The organism is Mesobacillus sp., assembly GCF_047739415.1.
GTDB lineage: Bacteria > Bacillota > Bacilli > Bacillales > Cytobacillaceae > Mesobacillus.
The window spans coordinates 1-13,835 of the sequence record NZ_JBIQOE010000152.1; the positions used below are offsets into that span (position 1 = coordinate 1).

Annotated in this window: 16 protein-coding genes and 1 riboswitch; of the genes, 2 read left to right on the forward strand and 14 right to left on the reverse strand. The window is 44.3% G+C overall.

Annotated features, from left to right (window positions below; translation table 11 throughout):
• The 3 genes from ACH0QE_RS11890 to ACH0QE_RS11900 all read right to left on the reverse strand — a co-directional run.
• A partial coding sequence (locus ACH0QE_RS11890) for an oligosaccharide flippase family protein (protein WP_415800858.1) occupies nt 1–810 on the reverse strand: 810 nt, incomplete at its 3' end.
• A gap of 281 nt (nt 811–1,091) precedes the next feature.
• On the reverse strand, nt 1,092–2,987 hold the full coding sequence (gene abc-f, locus ACH0QE_RS11895; protein ID WP_415800859.1) for a ribosomal protection-like ABC-F family protein: 1,896 nt from the start codon (nt 2,985–2,987) through the stop codon (nt 1,092–1,094).
• 165 nt (nt 2,988–3,152) lie between these two features.
• Nucleotides 3,153–3,308, reverse strand: coding sequence for an RAxF-45 family protein (locus tag ACH0QE_RS11900; RefSeq protein ID WP_415800860.1), 156 nt, complete (start codon nt 3,306–3,308; stop codon nt 3,153–3,155).
• 609 nt (nt 3,309–3,917) lie between these two features.
• On the opposite strand from ACH0QE_RS11900, the gene ACH0QE_RS11905 reads away from it, so the two are divergent.
• Complete coding sequence (locus tag ACH0QE_RS11905) at nt 3,918–4,112, forward strand: hypothetical protein (protein WP_192469657.1); 195 nt, start codon at nt 3,918–3,920, stop codon at nt 4,110–4,112.
• 32 nt (nt 4,113–4,144) lie between these two features.
• Here ACH0QE_RS11905 and ACH0QE_RS11910 read toward each other — a convergent pair whose 3' ends face one another.
• From ACH0QE_RS11910 to safA, 7 genes are all read right to left on the reverse strand, one after another.
• Nucleotides 4,145–4,327, reverse strand: a complete 183-nt coding sequence (locus ACH0QE_RS11910; protein ID WP_415800861.1) for a hypothetical protein — start codon at nt 4,325–4,327, stop codon at nt 4,145–4,147.
• 18 nt (nt 4,328–4,345) lie between these two features.
• Nucleotides 4,346–4,978 carry a response regulator transcription factor gene (locus ACH0QE_RS11915; RefSeq protein WP_415800862.1) on the reverse strand — a complete coding sequence of 211 codons (633 nt, stop codon included), beginning with the start codon at nt 4,976–4,978 and terminating at the stop codon, nt 4,346–4,348.
• Entirely contained in the window at nt 4,971–6,017 is a 1,047-nt protein-coding gene (locus ACH0QE_RS11920; RefSeq protein WP_415800863.1) for a sensor histidine kinase, read from the reverse strand. Before ACH0QE_RS11920 ends, ACH0QE_RS11915 begins: the two co-directional genes overlap by 8 nt.
• Nucleotides 6,014–6,748 carry a cell wall-active antibiotics response protein LiaF gene (liaF, locus tag ACH0QE_RS11925; protein WP_415800864.1) on the reverse strand — a complete coding sequence of 245 codons (735 nt, stop codon included), beginning with the start codon at nt 6,746–6,748 and terminating at the stop codon, nt 6,014–6,016. The genes ACH0QE_RS11920 and liaF overlap by 4 nt, the downstream gene beginning before the upstream one ends.
• A 136-nt stretch (nt 6,749–6,884) precedes the next feature.
• Entirely contained in the window at nt 6,885–7,529 is a 645-nt protein-coding gene (locus tag ACH0QE_RS11930; protein WP_415800865.1) for a PspA/IM30 family protein, read from the reverse strand.
• Nucleotides 7,530–7,554: 25 nt separating this feature from the next.
• Nucleotides 7,555–7,899, reverse strand: coding sequence for a flagellar basal body rod protein (locus ACH0QE_RS11935; RefSeq protein ID WP_415800866.1), 345 nt, complete (start codon nt 7,897–7,899; stop codon nt 7,555–7,557).
• Nucleotides 7,900–8,140: 241 nt separating this feature from the next.
• Nucleotides 8,141–8,749: a SafA/ExsA family spore coat assembly protein gene (safA, locus tag ACH0QE_RS11940; RefSeq protein ID WP_415800867.1), complete on the reverse strand. Its 609-nt coding sequence runs from the start codon at nt 8,747–8,749 to the stop codon at nt 8,141–8,143.
• Between the two features lie 121 nt (nt 8,750–8,870).
• On the opposite strand from safA, the gene ACH0QE_RS11945 reads away from it, so the two are divergent.
• Entirely contained in the window at nt 8,871–9,014 is a 144-nt protein-coding gene (locus tag ACH0QE_RS11945; RefSeq protein ID WP_415800868.1) for a hypothetical protein, read from the forward strand.
• Between the two features lie 38 nt (nt 9,015–9,052).
• Here the strand turns inward: ACH0QE_RS11945 and ACH0QE_RS11950 are convergent, their stop codons facing one another.
• From ACH0QE_RS11950 to ACH0QE_RS11965, 4 genes are all read right to left on the reverse strand, one after another.
• Nucleotides 9,053–10,138 (reverse strand): hypothetical protein, encoded by a 1,086-nt coding sequence (locus ACH0QE_RS11950; protein WP_415800869.1) that lies wholly within the window; start codon nt 10,136–10,138, stop codon nt 9,053–9,055.
• A 183-nt stretch (nt 10,139–10,321) separates the two neighbouring features.
• On the reverse strand, nt 10,322–10,888 hold the full coding sequence (locus ACH0QE_RS11955) for a general stress protein (RefSeq protein WP_415800870.1): 567 nt from the start codon (nt 10,886–10,888) through the stop codon (nt 10,322–10,324).
• Between the two features lie 143 nt (nt 10,889–11,031).
• Entirely contained in the window at nt 11,032–12,174 is a 1,143-nt protein-coding gene (locus ACH0QE_RS11960; RefSeq protein WP_415800871.1) for a trans-sulfuration enzyme family protein, read from the reverse strand.
• Between the two features lie 77 nt (nt 12,175–12,251).
• Nucleotides 12,252–12,357, reverse strand: a riboswitch (SAM riboswitch).
• A 157-nt stretch (nt 12,358–12,514) separates the two neighbouring features.
• Nucleotides 12,515–13,759, reverse strand: coding sequence for a CBS domain-containing protein (locus ACH0QE_RS11965; protein WP_415800872.1), 1,245 nt, complete (start codon nt 13,757–13,759; stop codon nt 12,515–12,517).
• Nucleotides 13,760–13,835 lie beyond the last annotated feature (76 nt).

Genomic DNA, 13,835 nt, shown 5'->3' on the forward strand with positions numbered 1-13,835 from the left:
CGCAATCCCCGCCATCATCCCAAATTGTTCCGTTGCCATTTCGGCTGAAAATCCTGCGCTGACAATCGCAAACTTTATCAGAAATGGCTGGACAGCATGCGTCAGGGAATGAAAAATCCTCAGCCCTGTCGTCGGCACGGAAACCTCCACAAGACTTTTCCTTACCTCTCGTCCGCTTACATGCTTACCTGGTACACTTTTAATCCTCTGATAAGACATAATGAAGTAGTGTAATAGATAAAGAAAGACGACGAGTTCGCTGCCCGCCAGTGTACAAAAGGCAACAAGGAGCGCTGTTTCGCTCCCAAACTCAAAAAACTGAAAAAGTGCTGAGAGCAGGATTAGCTGGACAGCTCTCCTGATAAAATGGGAAATCGCAATTTTCCCCATGTCCTGTTTTCCCATGAAAAATCCCCTGGCGATAGCGGTAATCGTCATCACCGGTATAAGTGACAGCACGACCCATTTAAGCAGGGGGTGATAATCCTTGAACACAGGAATGATTGGAAGCACAATGGCAGCAGCGATTAGCAGGACCGTTGTGAATACAACCGCAAGCCTTATGGCATGTTTAATCATGCTCCGGTGATAAGACTCATCCTTCTCCGCGATCATCTTTGAAATCGACACCGGCAGTTCAAAGCTCGCAAGCATCATGATCAGGAAAATCGTCGGCAATATCGTCATGTAATGCCCCATCCCGCTTTCCCCGAGCTCCCTTGCCAGAATCATATTGACGAGGAACTCAACCACTTCTCCTAGAAAAGTAGCAACCACGAGGATAGACATCCCTTTTAAAAAAGTATTCATAGCTTCTCTCCCAATCCCGTCTCATTTACTCCTATAAACATATGAGACAAGTCCGGACAATATGAAGGAGTTAACTAAAAGGTGTTTGAGTGAGTCAGCTCCATGGTTGAGAATTTTTTTTTAGCGGGAATTCCTTATTTATAGCGACATTTTCATTTTTATAGCGAGTTTTTCATTTTTATAGCGAGAATTTCTTTATTATAGCGAATTGGAAAATACGGCGTATTTTTACCAGTAAAAAAAAGGAAGAACTGCCTTCATAAGCAGTTCTTCAACATGTTTTATGATATTTCCTCAAGCTTTGAATACAGCTGATTTCGTTTTGATTCTAATGCTTCTTTTTCAGCGTGGAGCTTCTGGAGCAATTCCAGATCGGTCATTATGGCCATTTGCTGTTCAAGCTCGCCAATCGATTTTTCGTGACTCTCGATTTCTTCAAATAGAGCTTCCTCGTCAATATCAACAACAGGTTCTTTTGCTTTTTCTTGCCTTATAGGAGGCTTTACAGATTCCGCAGGAGCAGGAGCAGCCGACTCCCACTTCTTCCGTTTCTCTGCCATCTTCACTCTCGTCCGGTCATAATTACCTTCTATTTCCGTCAGCTCTCCGCCTTCCAGCCAGTAAACCTTGTCAAAAAGCTTATTCAAGAAATAGCGGTCATGGGAAACAGCCAGGAGCGTACCCTCGAATCCTGCCAGTGCTTCCTCCAGTACTTCTCGTGAATCGATATCCAGATGATTGGTTGGTTCATCAAGAATTAGGAAATTGAGGTCCTGATGCATCAACTGGGCAAGACGCAGTCTCATCCGTTCGCCGCCGCTTAGCTGGGATACTTTCTTAAAGACATCCGGACCATAGAACAGGAAGCCGGCAAGTACATTTCGGGCCTCTCCCTCATTCATTACGACCTCGTTTCGGAAGGCATCAAGCACGGTGCCGGTCCGACTGGAAAGCTCCATATGCTGTGATAGGTACCCGATTTTGACATTGCTTCCGTTTCGGACTTCTCCATGGTCAGGTGCAAGTTCACCCTTGACGAACTTCAGAAGCGTTGTTTTACCCGAACCATTTTCGCCGACAATCGCTGCACGGTCCTGATAGTGAAGCTGAAGATTAACCTTTGAAAAAAGTTCTCGATCTCCAAATGATTTATGCACATCTTTAAAAACGAGTACGTCCTTCCCGCTCCGCGCACCTGTATCCAGCTCGAAATTCATTTTCTTCCTGTTTAAAATCGGCCGGTCCAGCTTCTCCATCCTGGCTAGCGCTCTCACCATGTTCGTTGCCCTTTTATGGAGCGCCGAACTTGGAGGGTTCGATCTATTCGCCCAGTCACGCAGTCGCTTGATTGCCTCTTTCATCTTCTTGATTTTCCGCTGCTGCTCTTCAAATGCCTGGAATTCCCGCAGTAATTTCGCTTCTTTTTCCTTGATGAACCCGGAGTAATTGGCATGATAGAGGTCAATCTCGCCATCTTCAAGGTCGAGGATTTTCGTTGCTGTTTCATCAAGGAAATAACGGTCATGCGAGATGATCACAACGGTACCATCATATTCTTTCAAAAACTCAGCCAGCCACTCAGCAGCCATGATATCCAGGTGGTTCGTCGGCTCATCGAGAAGCAGCAAATCTGGACTTCTCAACAAGCTCAATCCCAGACCTACCTTCGTTTTCTCACCGCCGCTAAGGCTGTTAAATTTCGAATCAAGCAGTCCATCGATTTTCAAGCCGTTGGCAATGCGGTCAATATTGGCTTCCATTTCATAACCGCCTCCGAGAGTAAACTTCTCCTGGAGAACACCGTATTTCGCCAGCAGCCTTTCAAGTTTAAGCGAGTCCTCGCCTGCTTCTGCCATCTCGGATTCGAGCTGCTTCATCTCCGCCTGAACAGCGATTAACTCGTCAAAGGCTGTTTCCAGAACTCCCCTGGCGGTCATCCTCTCTTCATAAAGAGGAATCTGCGCCAGGTAGCCGATTTTCAAACCCTTTTTCCAATGAATCTTTCCTTGGTCCGTCTCTTCCATGCCGGCAATCAGTTTCATCAACGTTGTCTTGCCGCATCCGTTTGGTCCGACCAGGCCCACCCTGTCTTTCTCGTTTATTTCAAAAGACAAATCTTCAAAAATCAGATTGCCTCCGTACATTTTGCTTATATGGTTAATACTGCATGCTATCATTATTTTTTCCTCCTATTAACGATCCCCCTTTTCACCAAATGCCGCCCGGTTTGTTTTTAAAAGCACAAAAAAGCCAGGGGCAGATGACTCTGCTCCTGGCTATAGCAATCAAAGTGAATACAAAAGGAGGGCAAAAGAGCCCTCCCCATTCACCGAAGCTTGCAATTAAGCGGGAAAAGAGATGATCTTACCGTTTGTATTTGATATTGAGCTGTTAAAAAAGGGCATACGTATCCCGTTGGCAGCTGCAACAGCAAATTTTGCACGACAAAAATAAAGGAATTCATTCCAAAATCCGCGTACAAAAACAGCCTTGATCATCTCTCCTCACCTCCGTTCAATAATAGTTAGTTTAATTTTACAATCACACAATGATTTTAGCAAGTTTTTCCTGAAATGTTCCTGGAATGGAATAATTCTTTCCTGGTGCAGAAACCCCGCATATAAAGATTGGATATGTGACCGGTCTTGTGATCAAATGGACAAACCGGGCACATAAACAACAAATATGTTCCCGGTCTCCTGATCAAATGGAATAACCGGGCACTTAAGCAACGGATAAGTGACGTGTCTCGTGATCAAATGGGATAACCGGGCACTTTTACAACTGATATGTTCCCGGTCTCTTGGTCAAATTGAAAAACCGGGCACATGAGCAACGGATATGTGACCGGTTTCGTAATTATCTGTAAGAACCTGGCACCATAGGAAGAAATGGACACTTAATCATCCCAGCTTCTGCCGCTGTTAATGCCTGTCACTGCCTCATTCAGTCACTTAATCAAGTTAATCAAACGTTTGATTTAATCCCGTTCAGTGCTTACACATTGGGCTTTCTCAATTTTTCCCAAAACTATAATCTTGTGGATAAAGCGTTTAAGCAAGCTTGGCCTGCGGGTAATGGATAACTAACGAAGGAGTGGGTGACAAATGCTTAGACAACTGGAACTTTCTGATTACCAGCTCTGGATGTGTAAAAAGATAAAGGAAAAGTTAGCTGAAAAGCATGACTATATAAATAGTGCTTCCCGTTATCCAAATGAATTTGAAGAACGGGAAGTCATATCCATAGCGTTAAGCGAAATGCTTATGAAATTAGATGTAATCGATAAGAAAGCAAATTAAGATTTAAAAGGGGCCACTGGCCTCTTTTTGTTTTATCGATCTAAATGTTCATGAGTTGAATCCGTCCTTCTCAATTCGGCAAGGATATCAGTCAACAATGCTTCCTGTCTTTTTGTGCTGGTGACCAGCATGACAAAAAGGACAATTAGAACGATTGGCAATCCGATTGACAACAATACCCCAAACAGACCGAACAAACCAAATAACGGCTCCATACAGAGCACCTCCCTGTGTTATTTTACGATAGAATGCCTGAATGCATAGATGACTGCCTGGGTTCGGTCCTGGACCTGAAGCTTGCTTAAGATATTGCTGACGTGCGTCTTCACGGTCTTCAGGGCGATGAATAGTTCGTCGGCGATATCCTGGTTTGTCTTTCCTTCGGCAATCAGCTTCAAGACTTCCATCTCGCGCTCTGTCAGCTCTTCGTGCAGCTCAACATTGTTTTTCTGGCGCATTTTCATCATCATCTTGCCCGTCACTTCTGGCTCGAGCACAGGCTGACCTGAGAATGTAACCCTTACAGCTTTAGCAATTTCACTGGCTTTCGATGTTTTCAGCATATAACTCGTCGCTCCGGCTTCAAGCGCGGGATACACTTTTTCATCATCAAGGAAACTCGTTACGATGATGATTTTTGCTTCAGGCCACTGCTCGATGATCTGCTTTGTCGCCTCGATTCCGTCCATTTCCTTCATGACCAGATCCATGAGAATAATATCCGGCCGCAGCTTAAGCGCCATCTCGACACCTGTCTTTCCATTATCCGCCTCGCCGATTACCTCAATATCCGGCTGGGCCGATAAATACGACGAAACTCCAATCCGCACCATTTCGTGGTCATCTACAAAAACAACTTTAATCATTCTTCTCACCCGCCACCACTAATATTGGAACCTTGACCTCAAGCCTGGTCCCTTTATTTTCTACACTGACAATCTTCAATGTACCGCCGACTTCCCCGGCACGTTCATGCATATTCTGGAGGCCATATGATCCTGCTTTTGTTTCTTCTATCCTAAAACCAATACCATCATCGACCACACGCATGATGACTTTATCATCACGCTTGATCAACAGTACTTCGAGCTCTTCTGCTTTTGCATGGCGAAGCGTATTCGAAACAGACTCCTGGAGGATGCGGAATAAGTGGTCTTCGACTCCTTTATCCAACGGGAACGGCTCCACCTTCCACTTGATATTCATGGTGACTTTTTGTCTTAATTCGATTAACAGCTCCTCGATTCCTTCCTGCAGGCTTTTCCCTTTCAAGGCAACCGGACGGAGATGCAGAAGCAACGCTCTCATTTCCAGCTGCGACTGATGTATCATTTCCTCGACCATCTTCAGTTGCTTCGCTTCTCGTTCCTCGGAAGGCCCCTTTGTTTCATTAATCGCAGACATCAGCATCGATGCCGCAAATAGCTGCTGGCTGACCGAGTCATGCAGTTCCCTGGCGAGCCTGTTGCGCTCCTGCGAAATGATTTCCTGGATCCGCGACTCTTGCTCCTCTGCTTTTTCAGTGGCCAGTCTCTGTGACAGCATCGCCTTTTCAGAGATTTGCTTATGAAGCTTACTGACTCTTTTCGAAATCGAAGAGATTTCCGCGTATGCCTGATTTTGTTCAATTTCGGGCTCCTGGCCTTCCTCCAGCTGGAATAGCCAGTTGTCGACCGTCCTGAATTGCTTTCGCCAGTATGTCCCTGACGCCATTCCAAAAGCGACGCCTAACACGACACTAATGCTAAACGTGAAGATGATGAAGGGAATATCCATTAACTCGCGATTCCATAAATCAGATAGCTTCGCTACCGGAAAAACAAGCACAAAAGACAAAGTCACCGCTATGAACAAAATAATCCCGAGGGCCAATCCCCATAAAATTTGGCGCATGGCTGTCGTCATATTCGTTTCACCTCGATATTACCAACAAGCATCGAGGTGAAAATTTTTACTTTTTGCTCAGCCTCGTCATAGTTTGGAGTTTGCACATACAGGTTCTGGTTCAGCACCCTTCCTTCTTCATGCTCAAATACTTCAGCAGAGCCAATAACTGATGAATGCCGGAGGGTGAGCTCTAAATCATATGGCACATACACTTTTAGATTGCCAATGATATTACGGATGAAAATAACGGTCTCTCCCTTTGGCAGCACCGTCAGGCTTAAATCGACCACGCTGTCGCCGACCCCTGTCTGGATATTGACATCGTTCCATTCATACACATGGGAAGGCGTTTCCTGATGACCAAACAAACGATTTTTAAATAAAGGAGGCTTTTCAACCAGCATCTCCTTCCTGAGTTCTTTTTCAGGCTCCTGTAAAACTGGCGTGATTACCTCGGGTTTCTTTTTCGACTGTGCAAATTGATAGGCAAGATAGATTAGCACCGCCAATAAGAAAAACCTGAATGTCATCATGCTGAAAACACTGCTCAGGAAAAAGAACAAGCCTACCCAAAAAAGCACCTTACCGGATTTTTTCGACATTAAAGTACGGCCAAAGTAAACCATTGCTCCGCTTGCAAGGAGGGAGAATATCAGTCCTTCGTTAAAAAATGAAACTTCGAGCAAAAGCAATATGAGTCCAGTAATCACAATCCAGCTAATGTAATCATTTTTCATGTTGTTCAACATGCTGTTTCCTCCCTTCCTCTAAATTTATTTTAAATTGGAATTACATGATAGAGGAACGTTAATATGAAGTCCTTTCGAGGTGATACCCCAAAAGGCGCAGGTGCCTGCGCCTTTATAGAATACCATGTTTTGCCTATTAAATAGTATGTGATTCTTTATTTTTAAACTCTTTTTCAAGCTGCGCAATCCTGCTGTCTATTGTATTGCGGTTGTATGTGCTATTTACTTTCTCCTCTAGTTGGTCAAGGTAGGTTTCCATGTCTGCGAACCTTGAATATGCTTTGTCAGAGTTTGAATTGTTCTCAAGCACCTGATCCATTCTGTAATGGGCGCGGGTCACGTTTTCACGGCCCATCAATTCAAGTCGGCGGATATGCATATCTTTTAACTTATGCTTCATCTCTTCATACTTCCGCTCTAGGTCAAGCTGTTGTTTAACCGCGTTTTCCATCGCTTCCTTCAGCCTGGTCGCGCGCTCTTCATATTGGACCTGTTCCTGGCTGGCAAACTCCTGGAGCTCAGATTCCCCAGCTCTCATTGCCACCTCAGATTGGTACTTCCTCTTTTCAGCCATTTCTAGCGCTTGATGATGCTCCCGAGCAAACTGTTCCTTCAATTGTCCCTGACGCTCAAGAAGCTTTCTGACCTTCTCTGTTTCCGCTTCACATTCACGCAGATATTGGTTCAACAATGCGATTGGGTTTTTCCTTTCCTTCTGGTCAATTGCCTCGTGAAGGTCTGCCATTACCGTGTTTTTGATTCTTGTTAATAGATTAGCCATTTGATAATCTCTCCTTTTTTAAAAATTATTTGTTATTCATTTGTGCCCATTGCTTTTCAAAGTTGACGAAAGGATCGTTGTCTTCGCGGATCACTTCTTCTTTTTTATCCCAGTTCTTGTATACAATGTACAGGACATAAGCAGCTGCAATCCCCAGAATAGCTGGTACGTTAGAAGCGGTTGCCATCAAGATAATGAAGCCGACGATTCCCCAGCCAATTTTTGCGGCGGTCGAATCTGTTTTTAAAAATTGCTTGACGACGAAGTAGAGTACCAGCAAGCTGACCCCAAGTCCGATTAGCGGACCAAGTTTTGAAATCAGCACCATGGCGGCAATGAAGCCGGCAGCAAGTAAACCAAATTTTTTCATGTTCAATTCCTCCTTATCTCTTATGGTTTCATCTTACCTTTCTCGTAAAAAATCCATAACGTGCCTGAGCTTGATTTTGGAGTAGGGCTTGAGGCTTAGAAAGGCGCAGGACTGGTTGGTCGTGGCATTCATAGGCTAGTTTTGGAGGCGTTGTTCCTTTTCTCTGCTCTCTGATAGACCAAAAATTCCAAAAAAAATAACCCAGTGGCTACTCACTGGGTTATTTCCATTCAGCAATTAGTTATTTTGCGATAAACATTTGCGTCCAATAGTGTCCATACGATCCGCCAGTTGCATGTCCAACACCGATATGGGTGTATGTAGGGCTAAGAATGTTCTTGCGATGCCCTGGACTGTTCATCCAGGATTGGACTACTTCATTTGGAGTTCTTTGGCCGGCTGCGATGTTTTCTGCTGCACTTCGGTAATTGATTCCAAAGTTCTTCATCATCGTAAACGGGCTGCCATAGGTTGGACTTGTATGGGAGAAATAATTCTTGTCTCTCATATCTGCAGATTTGTATCTGGCTACCCTGGAAAGCTGCCAGTCAGCAGCAAGTGGTTTCAGTCCATTTTTAGCGCGCTCCTGATTTGTCAGCTGGATTACCTGGCTTTCAATACTCTTGGTTGCTCCTATAGTTGGTATATTGACTCTTTGTCCTGGATAGATCAAGTTTGGATTCTTGAATTGCGGGTTGGCGGCGATAATCTCCGAAAGGCCGATTTGATATCTTACAGAAATCTTCCAAAGTGTATCCCCCGGACGAACCGTATACACCTGCTGGGCAAACGACACTGTCGGGATTGCCATTACGATTAATAATAGAGCTAAGATTATTTTCTTGAACATTGTTCACTCCTCCTCAATTCATAGGATGAGATTAATTCAAGAAATTATACTTTATTATTTTTTTGCGTGAAAACATCACGAAAACGGTGCATATAGTTTTATCAAGGGAGGAATGCGAATTATGGGCTATCTTTGGGTGATGACCATTGGTTTTGTCATTTGTCTCGGTTTAGTTGGCAGTATTTTGTTGTATTTTATCTCAACGGCTTTTAACCTTAATGATTCAAGCCGGATTGATTTATTGGATTCACGGAAAAAAGAGTAGGAAAAGCTGGCTGCTAATGAGGCAGCCAGCTTCTTTTCTTAACCATCGATCACTTCATTTGCACATGGCGGGGTAACAACAGAATATTCAATCGTAACTCCGATAATCGTTCCGGAGAGATCTTCGATTGGAGTTAAACCTGTAACGACAATTTCAGTGTTTTCACAATCTGGTTCAACACAAGGCGGTTCAACAGAAGTGTCGCCTATACAGGTGAAGCAGTTTTGAATTGCCGTTCCCTCATCCTGGCAACAAACAAAAACTGGTTCCTCTACACAGGCACCTGAACCAAGCAATGGAATAATCGGGACATTGAAGATGACCTGGAAGTCAAATTCCTGCCTCCAGCGCTGTACAGGCACACAACATTGCAAATTGGTATTGCAAACATTAATCGTGTCCAGCACCTCGCATGTTCCATCCATAACACATTCACTGACGTCACCAATACAATAGGCAACTCTTACATCTTCTTCCGTGCCTCCTAAAGTGAAACAATCCGGGAATATAACATCGCAGGTGAAATTATTATCTTCCTCGCAAATACATGGATTATCGCATATACATGCTGGTGCACAGATTTCTCCGCAGCGGGACATGTTTCCAAACTTCAACTGGAAGCACGCTACTTCTGCTGGGAGATTCTCAGGAATTATAAACGAAAATCTCTGTGTTGTCCCAGGTTCAAGTTCTGGCTCACCCTCTGGATTCAAATTATCAAATTTCAAACCTACTACATTTGTACACGGGTCAGTCATTGGACACGGAAAGTTGGGATTCGAAGAAGGGAATAAGCAATCTCCCTGTGTCGTTGGGACAGGAATATTCGTTTCATCGGCCGGAAAGATACCCCCGACAAAACATTCAAAATCACTGAAACATCCTTCCAGTTCCAACACCCAGTTACTCAGTGCATTTTGGGCATCTATATTGGTGATTTGGTAATCCCATCGGTACCCTTCTGTGACAGGGACCACTCCCAAGAACGTAACCACATACAATGGATTTGCCATCGAATCCAGCACAGTATATGAAGAAGGAGCCGTACAATCGACTGGCTGTGGGTCAGGCGGGCATTGACTGTCGCCGAATCCATGCTTTTGTTTCTTGCCTTTAAAATTCATGCCTCTCATCCTTTATAGTAGACTGAGGACAAAATCTCCTCATTACTAAACTATGCAAGATGTTTTCCCCTGTATAGGTGAATGCCTTTTGCGGCTGTATATTCATGAATGATGATCGGATTCTCCATTAAACGCCAAAAGGCTGCCAGATTTTACTGGCAGCCTTTATAAATGACATGGTTATTAAAAATCGCGTGTGTTATCAAAACGAGTGTTAGCAGGGTTGTCCGATGTTAGTGGTGCATCAACTGGATTGCGAGTCCTTGTGCCATCAATAGCTGTAACATCATCATTCAGGCCAACTCTGTTTTCTTCGCGCTCGACAACAACAAGAATCTTACCTTCTTTTACATAGCCTTCGTAGCGTTCAGCTTCATCTTCCGGAATACCCATTCCGATCAGTGCTCCGGCTAAACCGCCAGCACCTGCGCCTACTGCCGCGCCGGTAAGTGTCGCAGCGATTGGGCCTGCAGCGACGATTGGACCTATTCCAGGAATCGCTAGTGCTCCGATGCCTGCCAATAATCCAGTAAGGCCGCCTAATACGCCGCCTGTTGCCGCACCTGCAGCAAGACCTTCCTCAGTCTTTGTACCGGTAGCTTCGTTGACATCGTGAACCTCATCTTCGTTCTTACTGATAACAGAAATATCATCGGTTGAGTAGCCCTGTCTTTTCAGGTCCTCAACAGCCTGGATTGCGTCTTGCTCATTATCATATACTCCAACAAGATGTTTTTCATGTTCAAACATAATAAAAGCCTCCTTTAGACGAGTAGTCCTTTTAAAAATACCCGCATACAGGATGTGTAAACCTTATGTCGAACGATTACTGGCTGTTTCGGTAAACGGAGACAGTCTTTTTCAAACGGAGGATACTTCAGTCCTAACCCAAATTATTTGCCGGCTGCTGCAAGTGCAGCCTCAAATTGCTCGATAATGTCATCACTATTTTCAATTCCAACTGAAATCCTGACTAGACCATACGTAATGCCAAGCTCAGCCTGAGCCTCTGGAGGCAGTGCACGATGGGAGGTTTTCAGCGGGTGGGAGACAGTCGTTTCGACTCCCGCAAGTGTCGGGACAATTTTTATCCATCCAAGCGACTTGAAAAACTGGTCCGTATCCACGTGTTCTGCCAGTTCAATCGACACGATGGCACCGAACCCTTTTTCACCTTCAGCAAATGGGTAATATACCTTAGCGACATTCTGATGTTCACTCAGACTGTCAGCCAGCAGCCTTGCATTTACCGATTGAGCCTTCATTCTTAACGCCAGCGTCTTCAACCCTCTGCAAGTCAGCCACGCTTCAAATGGACTGAGATTCGCTCCAAGGTTCACAATTCGAGCCCGCGCTTCTGCAATCAGTTCCTTTTTGCCAACAACCACACCTGAGGTGACATCACTGTGACCGCCAATGTATTTCGTCGCGCTGTGGACAACCAGGTCGGCTCCTAGTAAAAACGGCCGAACATGAAGCGGTGTAGCGAACGTATTATCAACCAATACGGTGAGTTTTCTATTTTTAGCCAGCGAGATGACTTCCTCTAGCTTTTCAACACGGAGGAGTGGATTCGTGATGGACTCAGTGTATAGAAGCTTCGTATTCGGTTTGATGGCCTGCTCTACATTTTCCAGATCGGAAAAAGATACAAATGTCGTTTCGATTCCGAAGCGTTCAAGTTCTGCTTTCAGCATATGAAAGCTTCCGCCATAAACATCGTCGGCTGCAACAATATGATCGCCATTCTTCACTACTGCCAGGACTCCCGCTAAAATGGCAGCCAGACCAGAGGAAGCCGCTACCCCATCTTCCGCGTACTCAAGCGCCGCTATTGATTGACCGAGTTCATCTGTATTCGGGTTTCCTACCCTTGAATACAAATAATTCCCCTCTCCCTGGTAAAAGCCCTCAAGCTCGTCTAGATCCTTAAAAGTAAAAGCGGAGGTCTGATAAATCGGTGTCGCCTTGCTTTTTATTTCCTTTTGCTTGTTATGTATTGAATGAAGTACTTCTGTTTCAAATTTTTTTGCCATCTTGTCACCTGCTTTTAGAATTCGTAGTATTGTAAAAAACCTCTCCACAACAGGAGAGGTTTCTGTCCGTACAGCCTCTCTTATCTTCAGTATGCAATCTTCAGGACTTAGCACGTTACATTCTGTAAACATGAAGGTTGCCGGTCTTCAAAGGGCCTGTCCCTTTGCCGCTCTGGATAAGAGTTATTTCGGATTTAAAAATAGTTTTTTAATAGCTGCAGTATATCAATTTTGCCTTAATTTCGTCAATGAACTATTCGGGAAGAAACTGTTCAAGTTCTTGTATGTCAATCTTCAGGACCGCGGGCTTCTCGTCAATGACAGTTCACATACCGGGAACTCAATCTTCAGGATCGCTGTCCAGCAGATCCCATGGGGTGATGACGCCGATCGGCTTTCCATGACGGTCCCCAGTTTCCGTAATGATGACCGCCTGCAGTTTCTTCCCTCTAGTATGGTAGCGTTCAAACAATTCTTCAATATGATACAGAGACGCATCCTCATCTACAAAGGTCACAAAGTAATTTTTCCCTTTCGTTAACAGCTCTTTTACACGGACATCCTCGAAATGGACCACACTGTCGGAAAAATGCTTCGCCATCCACTGGATGATCTCCGTTGAAGTCAGCAAGGCAACATACTTATCATCTTTGTCATAGACTGGGAATCTTGTAAAATCAAACTTATTGATGACCTTTAGAACATCTTTAAGATAGGCATCCTCATAATAGTAAAACACAGGGCTGGTCGCAATCGATAACGCGGTCTGCGGCTTCTCGAACTCCCTGGCAATTTCCTCAATCCGTTCCACCACCTCGATATGCGGCTCGGCAATATAATAATCAGCGTTCACCCGCTCATGAACAATCGCATTCCGAAGCTTCGCAAACTGGTGCAGTTCACTTTTATATTTACGCACCAATGAATGATTTTTATAGCCGGAGTACAGCAGCTCGACAAACGCATCGCTGTCCGTCCCCTTCACCATTTCCTTCAACGCTTTGTGAATCCTGTTAAAAGCTGTCTCGAACTTTCCGGATTGCTCCTTATGCTTTACATCGTGATCTTCAGAAGCATTAGCGCCCGAATCGGGATTCTGATTGGATGAATTCTTACCGCCTTCATTCTTACGATTTTTCCCATTGCCGTTTTTGGAATGGTTGGAAGACGGTTTGTCATTGTTGTTTCCGTTTTTCGGTAGACTCGAAGCTGATTTGTCATTCCCGTTACCGTTTTTGGATTGATTGGAAACTGATTTGTCATTCCCGTTACCGTTTTTGGATGAGTTACCATTTCCATTGCTGGTCTGTTGAGAAGACGACTTGCTTTTATCGTTATTGGAATGATTTGAAGAGAAATTACCTTTTTCTTTTGTAGAATGATTGGATGGCTTCCCATTTCCGCTTCCTTTATTGCCATCCTGCTTTTGATTATTTTCATCAACCCGCTTTAACCTGTTTTCCTCAATCTCCTGCGGCTTAGGATTAGTTCTCATATATGACTTTCTGTTATTTTTACCAGTCTGATTCTTTTTTGAACCTGACTGTTTATTTGCTTTATGTTTAACCTGAGTATTATTAGCCAAAATAGCCCCTCCGTAATTTCAATTAACTTCTCCTTCTCATTACCCCAATTACCGGTTTTACTAATCATGTATATAA

Excerpts from the sequence above, each read along its gene's own strand:
- ACH0QE_RS11920 (WP_415800863.1), bottom strand. The coding sequence starts at position 6,017 with ATGACGACAGCCATGCGCCAAATTTTATGGGGATTGGCCCTCGGGATT.
- ACH0QE_RS11905 (WP_192469657.1), top strand. The coding sequence starts at position 3,918 with ATGCTTAGACAACTGGAACTTTCTGATTACCAGCTCTGGATGTGTAAA.
- ACH0QE_RS11945 (WP_415800868.1), top strand. The coding sequence starts at position 8,871 with ATGGGCTATCTTTGGGTGATGACCATTGGTTTTGTCATTTGTCTCGGT.
- ACH0QE_RS11930 (WP_415800865.1), bottom strand. The coding sequence starts at position 7,529 with ATGGCTAATCTATTAACAAGAATCAAAAACACGGTAATGGCAGACCTT.
- ACH0QE_RS11950 (WP_415800869.1), bottom strand. The coding sequence starts at position 10,138 with ATGAATTTTAAAGGCAAGAAACAAAAGCATGGATTCGGCGACAGTCAA.
- ACH0QE_RS11915 (WP_415800862.1), bottom strand. The coding sequence starts at position 4,978 with ATGATTAAAGTTGTTTTTGTAGATGACCACGAAATGGTGCGGATTGGA.
- ACH0QE_RS11900 (WP_415800860.1), bottom strand. The coding sequence starts at position 3,308 with ATGATCAAGGCTGTTTTTGTACGCGGATTTTGGAATGAATTCCTTTAT.
- ACH0QE_RS11935 (WP_415800866.1), bottom strand. The coding sequence starts at position 7,899 with ATGAAAAAATTTGGTTTACTTGCTGCCGGCTTCATTGCCGCCATGGTG.
- safA (WP_415800867.1), bottom strand. The coding sequence starts at position 8,749 with ATGTTCAAGAAAATAATCTTAGCTCTATTATTAATCGTAATGGCAATC.
- ACH0QE_RS11960 (WP_415800871.1), bottom strand. The coding sequence starts at position 12,174 with ATGGCAAAAAAATTTGAAACAGAAGTACTTCATTCAATACATAACAAG.
- ACH0QE_RS11910 (WP_415800861.1), bottom strand. The coding sequence starts at position 4,327 with ATGGAGCCGTTATTTGGTTTGTTCGGTCTGTTTGGGGTATTGTTGTCA.
- liaF (WP_415800864.1), bottom strand. The coding sequence starts at position 6,748 with ATGTTGAACAACATGAAAAATGATTACATTAGCTGGATTGTGATTACT.
- ACH0QE_RS11955 (WP_415800870.1), bottom strand. The coding sequence starts at position 10,888 with ATGTTTGAACATGAAAAACATCTTGTTGGAGTATATGATAATGAGCAA.
- abc-f (WP_415800859.1), bottom strand. The coding sequence starts at position 2,987 with ATGATAGCATGCAGTATTAACCATATAAGCAAAATGTACGGAGGCAAT.